Source organism: Micromonospora zhanjiangensis (assembly GCF_042650605.1).
GTDB classification, from domain to species: Bacteria; Actinomycetota; Actinomycetes; order Mycobacteriales; family Micromonosporaceae; genus Micromonospora_J; species Micromonospora_J zhanjiangensis.
Map to the genome: position 1 here is coordinate 156805 of NZ_JBHSBN010000011.1, position 18726 is coordinate 175530.

At 72.4% G+C, this 18726-nt stretch carries 21 protein-coding genes and 1 tRNA gene; 8 read left to right on the top strand and 14 right to left on the bottom strand.

Annotated elements, in window-relative coordinates; all coding sequences use genetic code 11:
* Positions 1-75: 75 nt before the first annotated feature.
* From ACFOX0_RS18020 to ACFOX0_RS18030, 3 genes are all read right to left on the bottom strand, one after another.
* Complete coding sequence (locus tag ACFOX0_RS18020) at positions 76-729, bottom strand: hypothetical protein (RefSeq protein ID WP_377547230.1); 654 nt, start codon at positions 727-729, stop codon at positions 76-78.
* Positions 730-809: 80 nt separating this feature from the next.
* A complete protein-coding gene (locus ACFOX0_RS18025) occupies positions 810-989 on the bottom strand; it encodes a hypothetical protein (RefSeq protein WP_377547232.1) in 180 nt (59 codons plus the stop codon).
* A 2-nt stretch (positions 990-991) separates the two neighbouring features.
* On the bottom strand, positions 992-1285 hold the full coding sequence (locus ACFOX0_RS18030; RefSeq protein ID WP_377547234.1) for a hypothetical protein: 294 nt from the start codon (positions 1283-1285) through the stop codon (positions 992-994).
* A 99-nt stretch (positions 1286-1384) separates the two neighbouring features.
* On the opposite strand from ACFOX0_RS18030, the gene ACFOX0_RS18035 reads away from it, so the two are divergent.
* Entirely contained in the window at positions 1385-1897 is a 513-nt protein-coding gene (locus ACFOX0_RS18035; protein ID WP_377547236.1) for a helix-turn-helix domain-containing protein, read from the top strand.
* A 2-nt stretch (positions 1898-1899) separates the two neighbouring features.
* Positions 1900-3345, top strand: coding sequence for a site-specific integrase (locus ACFOX0_RS18040; protein WP_377547239.1), 1446 nt, complete (start codon positions 1900-1902; stop codon positions 3343-3345).
* Between the two features lie 72 nt (positions 3346-3417).
* Here ACFOX0_RS18040 and ACFOX0_RS18045 read toward each other — a convergent pair.
* A tRNA-Thr gene (locus tag ACFOX0_RS18045) sits at positions 3418-3491 on the bottom strand.
* 103 nt (positions 3492-3594) lie between these two features.
* Here ACFOX0_RS18045 and ACFOX0_RS18050 point away from each other — a divergent pair.
* The 3 genes from ACFOX0_RS18050 (at position 3595) to ACFOX0_RS18060 (ending at position 6450) form a co-directional block, all read left to right on the top strand.
* Positions 3595-5460, top strand: a complete 1866-nt coding sequence (locus ACFOX0_RS18050; protein ID WP_377547242.1) for a metallophosphoesterase family protein — start codon at positions 3595-3597, stop codon at positions 5458-5460.
* A gap of 343 nt (positions 5461-5803) precedes the next feature.
* The gene (locus tag ACFOX0_RS18055; RefSeq protein ID WP_377547245.1) at positions 5804-6145 is read left to right on the top strand and encodes a type II toxin-antitoxin system RelE/ParE family toxin; all 342 of its coding nucleotides are present in this window, start codon (positions 5804-5806) and stop codon (positions 6143-6145) included.
* A 32-nt stretch (positions 6146-6177) separates the two neighbouring features.
* Positions 6178-6450, top strand: coding sequence for a helix-turn-helix domain-containing protein (locus ACFOX0_RS18060; RefSeq protein ID WP_377547248.1), 273 nt, complete (start codon positions 6178-6180; stop codon positions 6448-6450).
* Positions 6451-6615: 165 nt separating this feature from the next.
* On the opposite strand, the gene ACFOX0_RS18065 is transcribed toward ACFOX0_RS18060, so the two are convergent.
* From ACFOX0_RS18065 to ACFOX0_RS18075, 3 genes are read right to left on the bottom strand one after another with little or no spacing between them, the layout of a single operon-like run.
* Entirely contained in the window at positions 6616-6804 is a 189-nt protein-coding gene (locus tag ACFOX0_RS18065) for a DUF397 domain-containing protein (protein ID WP_377547251.1), read from the bottom strand.
* 25 nt (positions 6805-6829) lie between these two features.
* Positions 6830-7018, bottom strand: coding sequence for a DUF397 domain-containing protein (locus ACFOX0_RS18070; protein ID WP_377547253.1), 189 nt, complete (start codon positions 7016-7018; stop codon positions 6830-6832).
* The gene (locus ACFOX0_RS18075; protein ID WP_377547256.1) at positions 7009-7746 is read right to left on the bottom strand and encodes a DUF5753 domain-containing protein; all 738 of its coding nucleotides are present in this window, start codon (positions 7744-7746) and stop codon (positions 7009-7011) included. The genes ACFOX0_RS18070 and ACFOX0_RS18075 overlap by 10 nt, the downstream gene beginning before the upstream one ends.
* Before the next feature lie 531 nt (positions 7747-8277).
* Here ACFOX0_RS18075 and ACFOX0_RS18080 point away from each other — a divergent pair.
* A complete protein-coding gene (locus tag ACFOX0_RS18080) occupies positions 8278-8607 on the top strand; it encodes a hypothetical protein (protein ID WP_377547259.1) in 330 nt (109 codons plus the stop codon).
* A 195-nt stretch (positions 8608-8802) separates the two neighbouring features.
* Here ACFOX0_RS18080 and ACFOX0_RS18085 read toward each other — a convergent pair whose 3' ends face one another.
* The 6 genes from ACFOX0_RS18085 to tmk form a co-directional block, all read right to left on the bottom strand.
* Positions 8803-9654 carry a PSP1 domain-containing protein gene (locus ACFOX0_RS18085; RefSeq protein WP_377547262.1) on the bottom strand — a complete coding sequence of 284 codons (852 nt, stop codon included), beginning with the start codon at positions 9652-9654 and terminating at the stop codon, positions 8803-8805.
* A gap of 251 nt (positions 9655-9905) precedes the next feature.
* Positions 9906-10565, bottom strand: a complete 660-nt coding sequence (locus ACFOX0_RS18090) for a hypothetical protein (RefSeq protein WP_377547264.1) — start codon at positions 10563-10565, stop codon at positions 9906-9908.
* A complete protein-coding gene (locus ACFOX0_RS18095; RefSeq protein ID WP_377547267.1) occupies positions 10565-10870 on the bottom strand; it encodes a hypothetical protein in 306 nt (101 codons plus the stop codon). The genes ACFOX0_RS18090 and ACFOX0_RS18095 overlap by 1 nt, the downstream gene beginning before the upstream one ends.
* A gap of 1 nt (position 10871) precedes the next feature.
* A complete protein-coding gene (locus ACFOX0_RS18100) occupies positions 10872-11195 on the bottom strand; it encodes a YbaB/EbfC family nucleoid-associated protein (RefSeq protein ID WP_377547269.1) in 324 nt (107 codons plus the stop codon).
* 224 nt (positions 11196-11419) lie between these two features.
* A complete protein-coding gene (locus tag ACFOX0_RS18105; protein ID WP_377547271.1) occupies positions 11420-12700 on the bottom strand; it encodes a DNA polymerase III subunit delta' in 1281 nt (426 codons plus the stop codon).
* Positions 12700-14883 carry a dTMP kinase gene (tmk, locus tag ACFOX0_RS18110; RefSeq protein WP_377547389.1) on the bottom strand — a complete coding sequence of 728 codons (2184 nt, stop codon included), beginning with the start codon at positions 14881-14883 and terminating at the stop codon, positions 12700-12702. The genes ACFOX0_RS18105 and tmk overlap by 1 nt, the downstream gene beginning before the upstream one ends.
* 336 nt (positions 14884-15219) lie before the next feature.
* Here tmk and ACFOX0_RS18115 point away from each other — a divergent pair, with 336 nt between their 5' ends.
* Positions 15220-16440 carry an amino acid deaminase/aldolase gene (locus tag ACFOX0_RS18115; protein WP_377547273.1) on the top strand — a complete coding sequence of 407 codons (1221 nt, stop codon included), beginning with the start codon at positions 15220-15222 and terminating at the stop codon, positions 16438-16440.
* Between the two features lie 3 nt (positions 16441-16443).
* Here the strand turns inward: ACFOX0_RS18115 and ACFOX0_RS18120 are convergent, their stop codons facing one another.
* The gene (locus tag ACFOX0_RS18120) at positions 16444-17139 is read right to left on the bottom strand and encodes a TetR/AcrR family transcriptional regulator (RefSeq protein ID WP_377547275.1); all 696 of its coding nucleotides are present in this window, start codon (positions 17137-17139) and stop codon (positions 16444-16446) included.
* Positions 17140-17303: 164 nt separating this feature from the next.
* Here ACFOX0_RS18120 and ACFOX0_RS18125 point away from each other — a divergent pair, with 164 nt between their 5' ends.
* Positions 17304-18656: a D-arabinono-1,4-lactone oxidase gene (locus ACFOX0_RS18125; protein ID WP_377547277.1), complete on the top strand. Its 1353-nt coding sequence runs from the start codon at positions 17304-17306 to the stop codon at positions 18654-18656.
* Positions 18657-18726 lie beyond the last annotated feature (70 nt).

Below are 18726 nucleotides of genomic sequence, written 5' to 3' on the forward strand. Positions count from 1 at the left end.
CACCGCCCCTGCGCAGGTGGGCCGGCAACGGGAGCCGGGCCAGGGCGTACAGCAGCTCGATCAGGAAGCGGCGCATCACGCCTCCCCGTCGGCTCGGGGCGACATCGCCATCGCCGGCTGCTGCTGGGCCTCCAGCTCGGCGACCCGGGCCCGCAGCCGCTCCACCTCGAACAGGCGGTCCGGTTGGATTTGCGCGTGGAAGAACAGCGTTGGGCCGTGCCGCTCGTCGGTGAGTGGGATCTCGTGATCTACCTTCGGGATGTCACGAGAGGTGCCGCCGTCCTCCTTGATCTCGACGCCGAAGTGGCGGGCCCACCGCTCCAGGTCGGCGCGGCTGTCGAGCACCCCGAGGCGCAGCTGCGGCTGGCCGAGCGGCAGCGCCGATCGGACGATGGCGTCGGCGATCCGGTGGAGTTCGGCGGCGACCAGCGCGTTCAGCCTGGGAGTGGCCGGGGTGGGCTCGGGCCGGTCCTCGGCCGGGCCGGTGAGCCCGGCGCCGGTGACCGCGCCCGCCACCTGCTCGGGCGACAGGCCGGTCAGGGTCACGTCGCCGACCGCCCCATCGCGGTCCGTGGTGATGGTGATCTCTCGGCCGGACGGGTGGATCATGCTGCGCACGACGGTGCTGGCGGTCCGGTCGTCGCGGTCGATGTCCCAGCCGGAGCTGAGGAGATCGTTGCCGACGGCCATCAACGCCTTGAGGCCGGGGCGGATAGGCTGCTGGTGCATTGCTGGACTCCTTCTGAGACGGGTTGGTCCGGTGGTGCGGGGCCCTCGCGCCGGGTGGAAGCCGGCCGGGGGCTCGTTCGTCAGCGGCGGGACTCCCACCGCCAGGTGATCGGCCGCTCCGACGCCGGCTCGGTCACCGCCGTGGAGGGCAGCCGGCCGAGCCGGTCGCCCTGGTACGCGATCAGGCCGCCGAGCAGGACGGTCGCGAGGATCACGGCCTGGGCGATGGCCAGGCCGAGCCACGTCGGGATGCGGCGCACAGTCAGGCCGCCACGGTGGTCTTGGCCTGCCGCACCTTGCGGGCCTTCGCCGTCCGGTTGGTGACCTGCTCCAGCTCCTCAGGCCGGGCCATCTGCTCGGCGAGGTACTTCTCGCAGGACGCCCGGGTGACCATGCGGATGCCGCCGATGACGACGGCCTGGAGCTTCTTCTCGGCGATCAGCTTCGAGACGCTGCGGCGGCTGAGGCCGCCGAGCACCTGGCCGGCCGCCGGGAGGCGGTAGACGAGGGGTTCGGGTGCGGCAGTGCCGGTCCCGGTATTCTGAGTGCCGTTCATGGCACCGACGATACATGCGGGTGCCAGCGAGTGCCAACCCCGGCACTGGTCGCACTTTCGGTCAGTGTCAGGCGACCGGTCAGCCTCTACGCTGTGTCCATGCATCTCATCGACGCGCGTGGTTCTCGCGTTTCTGCGGCACCGGTACCGCAGAGCCGTTCGCGGCACCCAAGCCGCACGCGGCACGGAGGTGCCACGGACGGCACCTATGATTTGTCCGTGCCAGCCAGTGCCAGCCAGGATCCACGCGTTTTGGCGTTTGCCCGGTTCGTCAAGCGGGCTCTTGGCGAGGCGCGCGCCGAAGGCTGGTCCATCGACGACGTGGAAGAACGCACCGGCCTACGCCGCTCGACGATCTACCGGTGGACCCGCGCCGAGGTCGAGTCCCCGCAGCGCATCCAAGTCCACAAGTTCGTCGACGGCCTCGGGATCCCCCGGACCACCGCCAGCCAGATCCTCGGATGGGACGGCACTCCCCCGGCCACCGACCCTGACGTCGCCGTCGACCCGGACATGCAGGCCGTCATGCGACGGCTGAAAGACCCGTCGGTCACGCCAGAAGAGAAGACCACGATCCGCCAGATGTTGAGGTACCTCGCCCGAGGGGGGTAGCCATGCCACGCCAACCCAACCGCCGCCCGAAGATCTACAAAGGAGCGGATGGGCTGTGGCACTGCTACGTGACCGTCGGCACCAGACCCGACGGCAAGCTGGACCGGCGACACCGCCAGGGCGAGACCGCCACCGAAGTGGCCGCGAAGGTCGACGAGCTGCTGGAGCGCAGCAAGCGGGGCGGAACCGTGCCGAAGCGGGCCGAGACCGTCGGGCAGTGGCTGACCTACTGGGTGGAAGAAGTCGTCCGGCCCACCCGGGCATGGGGCACCTACACCGCGTACCGGGCCCTCATTGACAACCACGTCGTGCCGCAGATCGGTTCGTGGCGGCTCGACGGGGCCCGCCGGCTGGAGCCGGAGCACCTGGAGGCCCTGTACGTCCGGATGCGACGGACGCGGATCCGCCGCGGCGCCGCGGCGGCCGCCGCCGCCGGCCGGCAGGCCACGATGTCCGGGGCGACCATCCTCAAGACGCACCGGATGCTGCGCAAGGCGCTCAAGGACGCGGTACGCCGCGGCCGGGCGAGCCGGAACGTGGCCGACCTGATCGACCCGCCGACCGCCCGGGCCGGCCGGGTCGCCGCGCACACGCTCGACGAGACCCAGGCCATCATCACCACCGCGATGGACGACCCGATGGCGGCCCGCTGGTTGATCGGCATGCTGCTCGGGCCCCGGCAGGGCGAGACGCTCGGGATCCGGTGGCACCGGGCGCACCTCGACCCGCCCGGCGCGCAGCAGCCGCACGTCGAGCTGGAGACGCAGTTGCAGCGGCGGACGTGGCAGCACGGCTGCGCCGACCCGTACGCGTGCGGTGCCGCGCCGCGGCCTCGGAGCCCGCGCGGGTACCACCACCACGATCCGTGCCCGCCCGGGTGTCGCCGGCACGCGGGCCGGGCGCGGGGGTGCCCGCCGCCGTGCCCGCCGGACTGCGCCGGCCACGCCCGGCACTGCCCGCAGCGGGTCGGCGGCGGCCTGGTCGAGGTGGAGCTCAAGACCGAACGCAGCGTGCGGTCGCTGCCGTTGCCGCCGGTGGTGGTGGAGCTGCTGCGCGCGCACCGGGCCCGGCAGCAGCGGCAGTACGAGCTGATCGGCCGCCGGTGGGATCCGCAGGGGCTGGTGTTCACCACCGCCTGGGGGCAGCCGCTGGACGCCGGTCAGGACCACGCGGCGTGGGAGGCGCTGCTGGTGCGCGCCGGCGTCGCGGACTCGCGGCTGCACGCCGCCCGGCACTCAGCCGGCACCAACCTGGTCGCCACGGGGACGGACATCCGGGTGGTGCAGGAGATCCTGGGTCACACCCAGCTCACGACCACGCAGATCTACGTCGACGTCGCCCAGGCCGTGAAGAGGGAGGCGGTCGACCGGGCGGTCGCCGCGCTGATGGACGGCAACCTGGCGGCCCTACTGCAACGGGATGGTGCAACGGGCCCCACCCGAACGTGATCGGAAACGGATACGAGAATGGCCCGCGACCGGGGCTTTATCGCCTGGTCGCGGGCCATTCTTTCGTACCCGAGCCGCCTATCGGAATCGAACCGATGACCTACGCATTACGAGTGCGTCGCTCTAGCCGACTGAGCTAAGGCGGCAACAGCGTCCGAGTGTACGCCACGCCTCACCCCCCACCCCACCGGGTTCCCGCGTCCGGGACTGGACAGCGCGGGACGATCATCGCGGTTAGCCTCATTCCTCGTGACCGACGAGCAGACGGGCCGGCGCGTCCCACGGCAGGCGAGCGAGCCGGGGCGGTCCGACCCGGCACCGGACACCGACCTCCCCCGGCAGGCCGGTAGGGCGACAGCGCGACAGGACCCGCCGTCGGGTGGGAGCGCCCCGGTGGACGTGGCGACGACACCGGTGGAGACCGAACAGGCTCCGCACCGGCGGCCGAAGAGCCTCGACCCGCTGGAACTCGGCTACACCCGGCGGGCCCCGGTGCCCTGGCTGGCGCCCTGGCTGCTGATCACCACCGGCCTGCGTACGGTGCTGGCCGCGCTGTTCGGGGCGTACCTGGACAAGCGCGAGTTGCAGGGGTCGCTGCCGCACCACGTGCACCGGCAGAACACCGTCGAGGGGAGCCTGTGGCTGGACTACGTGGCCGACCTCGGCGACGGCTTCGACGCGACGTACAGCATCGCCTACCTGCTGGCTCAGCGGGAGCTGACGGTGGACGGGCAGCGGCTGCCCCGGGGGCAGATGCTGGTGATGGGGGGCGACCAAGTCTATCCGACCGCCAGCGCCGCCGCCTACGAGGACCGCTGCAAGGGCCCGTACGAGTCGGCGTTGCCGCACCCGACCCCCGGCCGGGAGGTTCCGACGCTGTTCGCGGTGCCCGGCAACCACGACTGGTACGACGGTCTGACCGCCTTCCTGCGGTTGTTCGTCCGGTCCCGGGACGACAACATCGGCGGTTGGCGTACCCCGCAGACCCGGTCGTACTTCACCGTCGAGTTGCCGGCGGGCTGGTGGCTGTTCGGGCTGGACGGGCAGTCCGGCTCGTACATCGACGACCCGCAGTTGAGCTACTTCACCGAGGCCGTCCGGCACCTGGGACCCGAGTCCAAGGTCATCCTGGTGGTGCCGGAGCCGGGTTGGGTCAAGGCCGTGGACCACCCCAAGGCGTACGACTCGATCGACTACTTCATCCGCAAGATCATCGCGCCGAGCGGGGCCCAGGTACGGCTGTTGCTCTCCGGCGACCTGCACCACTACGCCCGCTACACCGGCCCGGACCGGGAGCTGATCACCTGCGGAGGCGGCGGCGCCTACCTCTACCCCACCCACAAGCTGCCGGCCCGGATCGACGTACCGCCGAAGGACACCACGTCGCGGCGGTCCAGCCCGTCCCGCCCGTACGAGTTGGTCGGCCGCTTCCCGGACGCGGCCCGGTCCCGGCGGTACGGCTGGGGGGTCTTCGGTCGGCTGCCGTTGCGCAACCCCGGCTTCGGGACCCTGCTCGGCACCCTGCACACCCTGTTGATGCTGGCGATGGCCGGCGCCGCGACCAAGACGGCGACCAGCACCGAGCAGCGACTGTTCAGCGTCCCGCTGGTCGCCATACTGATCGTCACCGTGCTCGGCGCGGCGTTCTTCGCCAAGCCGCCCAGCACCGGCGGCAAGCGGCACGCCCGGAACTGGATCCTCGGCATCGGTCACGGGCTGGCGCACGTCGCCCTGGCCGCCGCCGGCACCTGGGCCTGGCTGCACCTGCCGATGTACGAGTGGCCCTGGCCGCTGCCGGCGGCCGCCGCCGCGGTGATCTACGGCCCGGTCATCGGGCTGGTCGCCAGCGAACTGGTCGCCGGCTACCTGCTGGTGGCCAGCTCGTTCGGGGTCAACGTCAACGAACTGTTCGCCGCCCAGGGCATCGAGGACTCGAAGTCGTTCCTCCGGATGCACATCGCCGCCGACGGCGCGCTGACCATCTACCCGATCGCGGTGGACCGGATCGGCCGGAACTGGGCCGCCGAGCCCGACGGCCCGCCGGACGCTCCCTGGATCGCCCCGCGCGACCCGCTGGCGGTACGCCTCGCCGAACCCCCCATCGCCATCCGCTGACCGCCCGCCCCAGGATCACGATGGACCTCTTCAGAAGATCTTGAGAAGCCGGGCGCATGGTCGGCGGCGACGACTTCCTGGTGCCGGACGTGCGGTGCGTCCACGATGACCGTGAGATCTGCCTCCTCCCGAAGTTCGCGACGTTCGCACACGATCGCACGGGCGGCCCGCCGCAGGTTCGGCGTCATGCGATGCCGCAGTCGACGCGTAACCGGTGGAGCTGAGAATCGTTCATCCAAGACATGAAGAGTATGGGCGAGCGGCCCCGGCAGTTCCTATAACGCAGGGGTTGTACGTGGGCTATAGTGCAGGTGCGGGTGAGTGGCGAATCGACACAACAGACTTGGTTGACGAGTGGCTCGTCCGGCTGGGTAAAGAAGATCCAGACTCCGCCAACCAGGTAGCCGCTGCCATTGACATTCTCGCCAGAGAAGGCCCGAGTCTCGGTCGGCCCCTGGTCGACCGAGTCAAGGGTTCCGACTACAAGAACATGAAGGAACTCAGACCCGGCTCCTCGGGTAACACCGAGCTCCGCATCCTGTTCGCCTTCGACCCCACTCGGGCAGCCATTCTGCTTGTCGCCGGGAACAAGGCCGGCGACTGGAAAGGCTGGTACGAGACCAGCATCCTCGAGGCCGACAAGCTCTTCGCCGAACACCTTCGGACGTTGAAGGGACATCGCTGATGGTCCGCAGTTGGCGGGATACCCGCTCCCGGATGAACCTGGACGAGGCTAAGGTCGCAGAGCACACAGAGCGGATGCTCGGGGAGGTACGTGCCACCAAGCTCCGCGAGATGCGCGAGAGCCGCGGTCTGACTCAGCGTCAGGTCGCCGACCGTATGCATGTCTCCCAACCGCGGGTAGCGGCGATCGAGAAGGGTGAGGTGCCGGCTACCGAAGTTGGCACTATCGAACGGTACGTCTCGGCACTCGGTGGCAAACTCGAGATCGTTGCTGACTTCGACGGCGAACGGCACGAACTGAGCTGACGAGACCTGCCCAGTCTGCTGCCCATGCTGCCGTCGCATCGACGATCAACGCCGTTCGACCGCCGGCCGGCGCATCCGGTCGACGAGCTTAATCTTCGAGCACGGTTGCGGCGCAACGAGACGAGGCCCCGAGCGATGCCGGAGGGCCTCTTCCCGTAGCGCCGGTCAGTGCTGCTTGGCCAGCTCGATGAACGACTTCCAGGCCGTTGGCGAGAAAGCCAGCGGCGGGCCGTCCTGGTCCTTGCTGTCCCGTACGCCGACGACGCCGCCGAGGTTGTCGGCCACCTCCACGCAGTTGCCGCCGCTCGATCCGCTGCGGGTCGACTTACGCCACCGCGATCCGGTCAGGTCCATGAGTCCGCCACCTCTTTGCCGCCGGTCAGTGCTGCTTGGCCAGCTCGACGAACGACTTCCAGGCCGCCGGCGAGAAGGCCAGCGCCGGACCGTCCTGGTCCTTGCTGTCGCGTACGCCGACGACGCCACCGAGGTTGTCGGCCACCTCCACGCAGTCGCCACCGCTCGATCCGCTGCGGGTCGACTTGCGCCACCGCGCTCCGGTCAGGTCCATGAGTTCGCCACCTCTTTGATCAGATCCAATGACTGGCGCCAGGGAAGGGCGTCGTTGCGGACGTACTCCCATCTCCGCAACAGGCTAGCGAGCCCGGCCTCGCCGCGCACCAGTTCGCCGCCGAGTTGGCTCTCCAGGTGCCCGATCCACTCGCCCTCCGCCGACCGGGCCAGCACGAAGGGACCGGACAGTCCGATGTGCAGTGTGACGCTGGCCGGAATGGCCAGGATCGTGACGTTCGGGCGCTCGGCGCAGGCCAGCAGGTGCTGCAACTGCTCGGTCATGATCCCGGCGAACTCCTCGTCGGTCCGCCGCAACATGGCCTCGTCCAGTACGGCCACGTACTGAACCGGATTCTCCTGTGTCAGGATCTTCTGCCGCTCCATCCGGCCAGCCACCAGGCGCTCCACCTCGGCGTCGGAGAGCGCGCAGTCCAGCCGCAGGATCGCGCGGGCGTAGCGCTCGGTCTGGAGCAGGCCGGGAATGAGGTGCGGCACCCAGCAGCGCAGTTGCTCGGCGGCCTCCTCGGCCTCCCGCCACGTCCGCCACCAGGCCGGCTCCCGGCTGCGCTCGGCCTCCTCGTAGAGGTGCACCAGCAGGCCGCCCGTCTCCAGTACCTCGTCGGCCCGGAGCAGGAGAAGACGGTCCAGCGGGCGCTGGCCCAACTCGAACGCGGAGACCATCGAGTCCGAGTAGTGCACGAGCCGACCGAAGTCGGCCTGACTCATGCCCGCGGCCATCCTCATCCGCCGGAGCTGGGCACGGATCATGTCCAAATTGCGGTTCCGCTCACTTTCCACAGTGCTCCCAGGGGGTGAAGGTCGACTCCGGCGAGCCCCGGACACCGTTCCGGCACTCAACCCAAACCCTTCCAGGATAAGGCTCAGCGTAGCGAGACTGTGACCCAGCGAAACCGCTCGGGCCTGCGGGATGCGACAGGCCGATGTGTGAACGGGCGGGATCGCGGGGGTCGGTCCGGGCTCCTCACGGGCCGGCCCCCGTCCAGTCGACGCGAAGGATGGTGAGACATGTGGTCAAGCAGGCTCTGGCGGCTCCTCGACCGGCGACGGCGGCGACGCCTCCCGCAGCGCCGGCCCGGCGGCCCGCAGCCGGTGTGGATGAACGAACGGATGGCGGCCAGGCTCGCCGCCGACCCGCCCCGCCGGAGCGAGCCTCCCCGCCCGGCGTCCGGACCGAGATGGCGGACGAACGGGGACCTCTGGTGAGCGTGCTGGCCGAGCAGCGACGAGGGTACGGCAGTGACTGAGCACCCCGCCGCGACGGAATCCGCGAGCCTGGTCCCCGACCTCCGGGAGCCAGCGCCCCTCGCCGCCCACCAGCCTCGCAGGCCGATGTGGGTCTGCCGGGTCGACGCGCAGCCCTGGCCGTGCGCGAGCGCCCGACTCCACCTCAAGGCCACCCACGAGCGGGACCCGGTCGGCCTGTCCATCCGGATGGCCGGCGATCTGCACGAGGCGATGCGGGACCTCTACCGCCTCAACCCGGGCGACGCACCCAGCCCACGGGCGATGTTCGACCGCTTCCTGGCCTGGCCACCCTTCAAGAAGCCGGTGATCCCGGCGCAGTGACCACCCTCCTTCCCGAATAGGCGAAGCCCCGGCGCTTGGCGGCAACCAGGCACCGGGGCTTCGCCCCCCAACCGCCCCCAGTCCCAAGACCCCCGTTGATCATGAAGTTGTTGTCATGACACGCCGGGCGGGGTGACAACAACTTCATGATCAACCGAGGAGGCCCGGGGTGCGGCCGGCGGTGGGTGGGTGGGGTTAGGGGGTGTAGTGGGCGTCGTGGGCCTGGCGGGGGGCGCAGACCGAGGCGCGGGAGCAGGAGCAGCGGGAGCCGTCGGCGTCCAACCGGACGGTGACCGAGTCGCGCGGGACGCTGTGGCCGACCACCCGGCCGTCACCCTCCGGGGTGCTGACCCGAGTGCCGACCGCCGGCGCCGACGCCTGAAAATTTTGATACAAAGGATGTTCATATTTGAGACAACACATCAACCGGCCGCACGCTCCGGAGATGCGCAGCGGGTTGAGCGGCAGGTCCTGGTCCTTGGCCATCCGGATGGTCACCGGCTCGAAGTCGGTCAGGAAGGTCGCGCAGCACAGGTCCCGCCCGCACGGCCCGATCCCGCCCTGCACCCGGGCCGAGTCGCGGGCCGAGAGCTGGCGCAGCTCGACCCGGCAGTGCAGGGTCGCGCCGAGGTCACGGACCAGTGATCGGAAGTCCACCCGGTGCGGTGCGGTGAAGTAGATGGTGGTCCGGGCGCCGCCGTTGCCGCCGTTCGGGCCGACCGACTCGAAGACGTGGTCCACGGCGACCACCTTCATCGGCAGCCCGTGCTCGCGGATCAGCCGCTTGGCGGCGACCTTCGCCTCGGCCTTGCGGCGGCGCAGCGCCTCGTCCCGGCGCAGGTCCTGCTCGCCGGCCAGGCCGGCCAGCCGGGGAAAACCGCTGGTGTCGTCGCTGACCCACTGGGCGGCCCAGACGCACTCGGCCACCTCGGGTCCGTCGTCGGTGGGCACCAGCACCCGGTCGCCGACGGCGGGGCGCAGGTCACCCGGGTCGAGGTAGTACAGGCGGCCGTACCGGTTGAAGCTGACCGCGCAGAGCATGCCCATCCGCCCACCATACGACGCCGGGCGGGCGTCCGTCCGGGCTCGCCGCTCGGCGGGGACCGCCGACCGGTCGTCTCGTTGCCGCCGACCGTCCGGGCAAAAGCGCTCCTCAAACGAAGACAAACATCGGTGAACAGCGTTGAGTGGTAGCCAGGCCCGCGGGGGGTGCGCGAGGGGGCCGCGGCGTCGCAGCCGGAGCTTGCCGAGGGGTACGGCGCTCCCGAGCGCGACGCCGTCGGCTGTTCCGGCCACGGTCAGCCGGTTATCCAGGTGGTGCCGTCCCAGTCGCTCACCGCCTCCACCGGCCGCGGTGGGGGCAGTTCGGTCAGGTCCGGTCCCCAGCGCGCCAGCAGCCGTTCACCCGCGTCGTACGACTCGGCGACGGTCGCCAGCACCCGGGCACCGATCTCGGCCGCGGCCCGGCCCGGCCGGTCGTCCGGCCCGTCGGCCGTCACCACGAGCATCGCCTCCGCCGACGCCAGCACGTCGAGCAGGGTGTACGCCAAGGCCGTACGGCTGTCGGCGGCCCAGTCGGCGACCGCCTCGGCGTACCCGGCGGTGGCCGCCATCCGGCCGGTCAGGCTGTCCGGACCGTCGGTCAGCCGTTCGGCCAGCGCCGTCCGCCGGGCGGCGTACGCGTCGGCCGCCGCACCGCCCCACGAACCGTCGTCGCCGAGTGCCCGGCCGGCGTCGTCGTACTCGCGGATCAGGGTGCGCACGGCGTGGCCGGCGCGGGCCAGCGCGGCCGGGCGGAGCGCGGTGACCGCGCCCGCCGCGTCCCCGGGCAGGACGCGCAGCCGGCGCACCAGCGGCCAGATCCGGTGGTCGGCCGGGGCACCGACCCGGGCCAGCAGGTCGTCGACCCGGCCGAGTAGCTCGGCGGCCGGCCCGGCGAGCTGGTCGAGCGCGTCCATCACGCCTCCCGGTCGTGTCGCCGCCGGGTGTCGTCGTCGGTGTCTGCGTAACCGGCGGCGGCGGTCCGGACGGCCGCGGCGACCTCGGCGAGCCGGGCCGCCGCGGCGAGCGCCTCCCGTTCCCGGGCGTCCAGTGCGGCGAGCCACCGGCCGTGCAACTCGCGACCCAGTTCGCCGGGCCGGCCGGGGTGGTCGGCGGCGAGGTCGGCCGGGTCGGGTGGGCCGCCCACGACGGCGTGCCCGGCGGCGGTCAGCGTGGCCGCCGCCTCGTCGAGCCGGTCGGCGCGCCTGACGAGACCGTTCACCTCAGTACTCCCCCAACGGCCGGTAGTCGCCGAACGTCTCGGTCCGCAGCTTCTCCCGCGCCCACCGGGCGGCGTCGTCCGCCGCGGTGACCGCGGCCCGCACCGACCGGGCCAGGTCGCTGTTGGACCGCCCGGCGGACCCGAGGATGCGTACGTCGGTGATGGTCCCCGCGGCACTGACCGCCACCTCGACCGTGCCGTCCGGGGACCGGACGGTCACCTCGACGCCGTGCACCGCCTTGTCGAACTCGGCCCGCAGGGACTCGATCCGGCGGTAGCGTTCGACCGCCTCCTCGATCCAGGCCTCGTCGATCTCCCGCCCCATGGATTCCGGCCTTCCTGCCAGCCGCACCGGTGCACGCCGAACGCGCGGAATGTGCCGCTTCCGTGGCACTACCGGACGGACCGTACCGGTCGATCAGCGGCGGGTGAACCCTCCGCGACCATCTGTACCGCGTCTGTACCACGCGCACCGCCGGGGTGGATCCGCGCCGGGGTGGATCCACCCCGCGCCGGGCCGGACCCCCGACCCCGCCGGCGCGGGCCGGGTCAGCCGCGCCAGAGGGCGAGCATCATCGCTTCGACGGCGATCCGCGGCTTGACGTTGGCCTCGATCTCGGTACGGCAGGCGAGCACCGCCTCCAACCGCCGGAGCGTGCTCTCGGCGCTCCACTTCTCGGCCGCGGTACGGGCCAGCGGCGCGGTGTCGGTGTGCACCGGCGCCACCGGCGCCCGCATCGACACGGTCAGCACGTCCCGGTAGAACCCGGCCAGGTCGACCAGGGCACGGTCCAGCGCGTCCCGCTGCGCCCGGGTGGCCCGCGACTTCTGCCGCTTCTCCAGGTCCTTGAGTTGTCCGGCGGCGCCCCGCATCGCGCCGGCCGCCCCCCGACCGGTGCCGCCGGCGCCCAGCGCGGTCTCCAGGGCGGCCCGCTCGCTGGTGTCCGCCTCGGCCACCGACGCGGCCGCCTCGGCCTCGGCCGCCTCGATCAACGCGGACGCGGCGTCGAAGCAGGCGCCCACCCCGGTCAGCCGGCGCGGCACGGCCAGCACCGCCTCCCGGCGCCGACGGGCCTCCGGGTCCCGGGCCAGCCGGCGGGCCCGGCCCACGTGCCCCTGCGCGGCGGCGGCGACCCAGGCCGCCGCGTCGGGCGCGATCCCGTCCCGCCGGACCAGCACCTCGGCCACCGCCTCGGCCGGCGGTTGGCGCAGCGGCACCACCCGGCACCGGGACCGGATCGTCACCGAGATGTCGTCCGGGTGGGTCGACGGGGTGCAGAGCAGGAAGACGGTACGCGGTGGCGGTTCCTCGATCGCCTTGAGCAACGCGTTGCCGGCGGCCTCGGTGAGCCGGTCGGCGTCCTCGATCACCACCACCTGCCACCGGCCACCGGCCGGCGTGCTGGCCGCCCGCAGCACCAGCGCGCGCATCTCGTTGACGCTGATCGAGAGCCCCTCCGGCACCACGAACCGCACATCGGCGTGGGTGCCGGCCAGCGTGGTGTGGCAGCCGGTGCAGTCCCCGCAGCCGGTGCCGTGCACGCACTGCAGCGCCGCGGCCAACGCCCGGGCGGCCACCGACCGGCCCGAACCGGGCGGCCCGGTGAAGATCCAGGCGTGCGTCATCGCGTTGGCCGTCCCGGCCTCCGTCGTGGCCGCTCCGGTGCCCGCGTCGGCGATCGAGGGCGGGTCGGCGACCGGGGACGGGTCGGACCCGGCGTCCGCCCGGGTCGCGTCGGCGCGGAGGATCTCCGCCGCGCCGGCCGCGGCCCGGCGCAGGGTGTCGACGGCCTCGTCCTGACCGACCAGGTCGGCGAAGACGGATCCCATCAGGGCCGCCGTTCCAGCTCACCGCCGGTCCACGAGGCGTCGGCGCCGTCCGACGTCGGCTGGGCCACGATCCGCCCGGCCGGCACGCCGTCGGGCGGCGGGCGGTAGGCCAACTCCGCGGCGGATAACTTCGGCTGGACCGAGGTGTCCGGCTGCTTGGCGGGGTCGGGGTGGACGAACGCGTCCAGGTCGCTGAGCAGCGTCTCGATCCGCCCGCCGATCACCGACCCGATCTGGTCGACCGGGCGGGAGGCGTCCAGCACCAGATAGCGCTTGGGGTCGCTGGCGGCCAGGTCGAGGAAGGCGTACCGGACCCGCTCGTGGAAGTCGAGCGCCTCGCTCTCCACGAAGTCGGTGCCGGCGCCCCGGGCGGCGACCCGGGCCAGACCGGTGGCCGGGTCGACGTCCAGCAGCACCACCAGGTCCGGCTTGAGCCCACCCGTGGCCCAGGAGGACAGCCAGGACACCTCGTCCACCGGCAGCGTACGACCGGCGCCCTGGTAGGCCAGCGACGAGTCGACGTACCGGTCGCTGATCACCACGGCGCCCCGGCCCAGCGCCGGACGGACCACGGTGGCGACGTGCTGGGCGCGGTCGGCGGCGTACAGCAGCGCCTCGGCCCGGGGGGACAGCGCCTGCGCGCCGGTCGGCCCGTCCAGCACCAGGCCGCGGATCCGCTGACCGACCTCGGTCGCGCCCGGTTCCCGGGTCACGATCACCTCGCGGCCCTGCCGCCGCAGCCGCTGCGCCAGCGCGGTGACCTGGGTCGACTTGCCGGCACCCTCGCCGCCCTCGAAGACCACGAAGAGCCCGTGCGAGGCGAACGGCTCGGCCTGCACCAGCGGGCGACCCCGGATCGACCCCCACAGGTCGGCCAGCACCGGGACGCCGGGCTTGTCGTCCATCTGCTTGAACGCGCTCATCCCGGCGAAGATCCCGGCGATGCCGGCGGCCAGCAGCAACAGCCGGGTGGACGAGACCGAGACGCCCAGGTCGGCGATGCGCAACTGGCGGGACCCGCCGACGCCGACCAGCACGCTGCTCAGCGAGATCGCCAGCATCAGCACCAGCCGGGTGCCGGTCTGCACGACCGCGAAGACCCGCCCGCGTACGTCGTCGGCGATCTCTCCACCGAGCAGGGTGGTGCCGGCGAGGAACGCCATCCCGGCACCGGCGCCCACCAGGATCGCGCCGAGGATCGCCATCGACAGGTGGATCGAGGCGGCCAGCACCAGCACCGAGGCGCTGGCCAGCACGATGCTCATCCCGAACCAGCGGCGCCGGGACATCTCCTTGACGGTGAGCGGGCCGAGCCCGATGCCCACCGACAGGCCGACGAACAGCGCGCCGAAGAGCAGGAAGAAGGCGGCGTCGCCGGCGCCCAGCGAGGCGGTGAAGAACTTGGCGGTGCCGATCACGATGCCGCCGCCGGCGAACGCGCCGAAGATGCCCAGCACCAGGCCGCGGACCAGCGGGGTCTGGCCGATGAACTTCCAGCCCTCGACGAACTGGCGGACCACCCCCTGCTCGGGCTGTCCCGCGCTGCCGCCCCGGCCGGTGGCGCTGATCTCCTTGATCCCGAGCAGCACCACGAGCGCGGTGGCCAGCCGGGACAGCGCGTTGAAGAAGAGCGCCAACTGGGCGGGGTTGGCCCAGTCCGGGGCCGGCAGGCCGCGCACGCTGGCGTCAAGCGCCGACAGCCCGACCGCGGCCAGCACCGGGGTCAGCCCGTAGGTGGTGATCAGGGTGAGCTGGTTGGCCGTCTCCAGCCGGGTCCGCGGGATCAGGTTGGGGACCGCGGCCTCCTTGGCCGGGATCCAGATCAGCGTGACCGCCTCGATCAGGAAGGTGGCGATCGCCGCCCAGCCGACGACCACGCCGCCGCGCGCCCCGAGCAGCGCCACCAGTGGGATCGAGGCGAACAGCACGAACCGCAACAGGTCGCAGATGACCATGGTGTAGCGCCGGTCGAACCGGTCGGCCAGCACGCCGGCCACCGGCCCGAGCACCAGCGCCGGCAGCAGCCGGACCGCGATCGTGCCGCCGAACGCGACGCCCTTGGCGGTGCTGCCGTTGACCTGGGCGGCGGCGAAGACCGAGGTGGCGAGCAGGCCGAGCCAGTCGCCGAACGAGGCCACACCCAGGACGATCCAGAGCCGGCGGAAGGGACGGATGCGCAGCACCGACCGCAGGGCGGAGATACCGGAGCGGTCGACCGGGGCGGTGGGCTGCGGCGACACGGACGGGCCGGCGAGCGCGTCGTCGCCGTCCGGCCGGCCGGCTGTCCCCGGCGGGTTGTTGGTGTCGATGGCCGTACCTCCACGTGCCGGCCCATCGCTGGGCTCCCCGTCCGGCCCGTCGTTCGGGCTCCCCCGGGCTTCACTGTAGTCGCGGACACGGTGCGCTCCGCCCCCGACATTCCCCTGATGCCGAGGGTAGGGGGCTGGTCGGGCCCGTGGGGTCCCGGGCCACGCACGAGGGGCGTTCCGTATCGATCACGTTCCGGCTACCGTGCGGTAATGACCACCGACCGGTACGCCCTCCGTACCCGCCTGGACCGGGCGACCGGACACCTCGACCCGCCGTTGGCCGCCGTCGACCTCACCGGGTTGGACGCCAACGCGGACGCCCTGGTCGCCCGTTCGGCCGGCAAGACCGTCCGGGTGGCCAGCAAATCGGTACGCTGCCGCGCCCTGCTGTCCCGGGTGCTGGCCCGGCCCGGCTGGCTGGGCGTGCTGGCGTACACCCTGCCGGAGGCGAGCTGGCTGGTCCGGACGGGCGTCAGCCGGGACGTGGTGGTGGCGTACCCGACCGCCGACCGCGCGGCGCTGGCCGAGCTGGCGGCCGACCCGGAGCTGGCCGCGGCGGTCACCCTGATGGTGGACAGCCCGGACCAGCTCGACCTCGTCGACGCGACGGTCGGCCCGGACCGGCGCCCCGAACTGCGGCTCTGCCTGGACCTGGACGCCTCCTGGCGGCCGCTGCGCGGCGGTCCGGGTGGCCGGCTGCACGTCGGGGTGCGCCGGTCACCGGTGCACTCCGCCGCCGACGCCGGCGCGCTGGCCGCCACGATCGCCGCCCGGCGCGGCTTCCGGCTGGTCGGTGTCATGTCGTACGAGGCGCAGATCGCCGGGATGGGCGACGCGCCACCCGGCCGGGCGGCTCGGGGCACCCTGATCCGGGCGTTGCAGCGCCGGTCGTACCGGGAACTGCTCGGTCGCCGCGCGGCGGCGGTGGCCGCGGTACGCGAGCACGCCGACCTGGAGTTCGTCAACGGCGGCGGCACCGGCTCGATGGCGCTGACCGCCGCGGACCCGGCGGTCACCGAGATCACCGCCGGCTCCGGGCTGTACGGGCCGACCCTGTTCGACGGCTACCGGGCCTGGCGCCCGACGCCGTCGGCCTTCTTCGCGATGTCGGTGGTCCGTCGGCCCACCCGGGGTGTGGTGACGGTGCTCGGCGGCGGCTGGATCGCCTCCGGTCCGGCCGAACCGGGCCGGCTGCCCAGCCCGTGGCTGCCGGCCGGGCTCCGGCTGGTCGGCACGGAGGGCGCGGGCGAGGTGCAGACCCCGCTCGCCGGCCCGGCCGCCGACGGGCTGTCGGTCGGCGACCGGGTCTGGTTCCGCCACGCCAAGGCCGGCGAGCTGGTGGAACACGTCAACGAGCTGCACCTGGTCGAGGGCGACCGGATCGTCGACACCGTGCCGACCTACCGCGGCGAGGGCCAGGCCTTCCTCTGACGGTCAGCCGGCGGGCTGCGGCGCGACGGCACCGGCCGCGGCGGAATCCTGGCCGGTCGGTGCCGGCGCCGGCGGGTCGACGTGCCGGTGCAGGTACTCCCGGATGAGCGCGCGCGCCTCGGCGAGCACCTGCGGGTCGCCCTCGACGTCCCGGCGGAAGGCCAGCTGGATCAACGCGTCGGCGGCCTCGACCGCCATCTCCAGCGCGAACCGCAGCCGCTCCGAGTCGGCGATGCCGAACTGCTCAACCAGCACCCGGACCAACTGTTCGGCGATGACGCCGTTGTTGTCCCGGTCCTCGTCCAGCAGGTGCAGGTCGACCACGTCGCCGAAGTGCAGGGTACGGAAACCGGGCACCTGCCGGTGCATGTCGATGTACTCGTCGATGCCGGCGGCGACGCCGTCCCACCAGTCGGTGAGGTCGCCCTCGGCCAGCCGGTCGGCGAGCCGCTGCAGGTACGCCTCCATGTTGCGCAGCGTCAGCGCCTGCACGATGGCCCGCTTGTCCGGGAAGAACTGATAGACCGAGCCGATCGCGACGCCGGCCCGCTCGGCGAGCAGGGTCGTGGTGAGACCCTCGTACCCCACCTCGTCGACCAACTCGGCGCAGGCGTCGAGCATTCGCTGCACCCGGGCGACACTGCGGCCCTGTACAGGGACTCGGCGCAGTGGACCGGTCGTGGCGGTTGATGTGGCCACTCCTCGCCACTCCCTTTCACGATCAATGCCCCAGCTGGGCAGAAGCCCGGCATGTTGCGAGTTCGGAACCTTACCGGGATTAACGAGCGAGGGAGATTTGCGGTATTTACTGATTCCGTATCTCCCTGATATGAAGACAGCTCTCATTCATCTCAGGAGGGTCGATGCCCGGGACCGGATCGCACCCTGACGTCCCGGCCGACGGCGGCTTCCCGACCGGCGGCCGGTCGGACTGGTCGAACTGGGCCGGCAACCAGCGCGCGTCCGCCGTCGCGGTCCGCCCGTCCAGCGTCGCCGAGGTGGTCGACGCCGTCCGGTACGCCGGTTCGGCCGGCCGGCGGATCAAGGCGGTCGGCAGCGGCCACTCGTTCACCGCCGCGGCCCACGCCGACGACCTGCGGATGGAGCTCACCGGGCTGGCCACCGAGGTCCGCGTCGACCCGGCGGAGAAGCTGGTCACCGTACCGGCCGGGATGTCCCTGCACACGCTCAACGAGCTGCTGGCCGGGCACGGCCTGGCCCTGCCCAACCTCGGTGACATCGACGTGCAGACCGTCGCGGGAGCGGTGTCCACCGGCACCCACGGCACCGGCGCCGGGTACGGCTGCCTGTCCACGTTCATCGATTCACTCACCCTGGTCACCGGCACCGGCGAGGTGCGGCACTGCTCGGCGACCGAGGACCCGGACCTGTTCTCCGCCGCCCGGGTGGGTCTCGGCGCGGTCGGCATCCTGGTCGAGGTGACGCTGCGCTGCGTCGACGCGTTCGTGTTGCGGGCGCAGGAGCGGCCGGCGGCGCTGGCCGACGTGCTGGCCGACCTGCCGGCCCTGATCGCCGACAACGACCACTTCGAGTTCTACTGGTTCCCGTACACCGACCGGGTGCAGGTCAAGGCGAACAACCGGGTGCCGGTCGACGACCGGCCGTTGAGCCGGTTCCGTGGCTGGCTCGACGACGAGTTCCTGTCCAACACGGTGTTCGGCCTCACCAGCCGGCTCGGCCGGGCCGTACCGGCCGTGGTCCCCACGGTCAACGCGGTGGCCGCCCGCGCGCTCACCGCCCGCAGCTACACCGCCCGCTCCGACCGGGTCTTCTGCACCCCGCGCCGGGTCCGGTTCACCGAGATGGAGTACGGCCTGCCGCGCGCCGCCCTGCCCGAGGCGTTGGCCGGCCTGCGCCGGGTGGTCGACCGGCTGCCCGACAAGGTGCAGTTCCCGGTCGAGGTGCGGTTCACCGGCCCGGACGACATCTGGCTGTCGCACGGCTACCAGCGCGAGTCGGCGTACGTGGCGGTGCACCAGTACGTCGGCGTGCCGTACGAGCCGTACTTCCGGGCCTTCGAGGAGGTCGCCAGGGACCTGGCGGGTCGCCCGCACTGGGGCAAGCTGCACTACCGCGACGCCGAGTCCCTGGCCCCCGTCTACCCCCGCTTCACCGACTTCCTGACCGTCCGCGACCGGGTGGACCCCACCCGCATCTTCACCAACCCCTACACGGACCGCGTCCTCGGCGCCTGATCTGCGAGACCTCGGCGCGTTCCGGCCCGGGGAGGGTTAGTTCGCGCCAAGGTCTCTCGGCCCCTCCCCC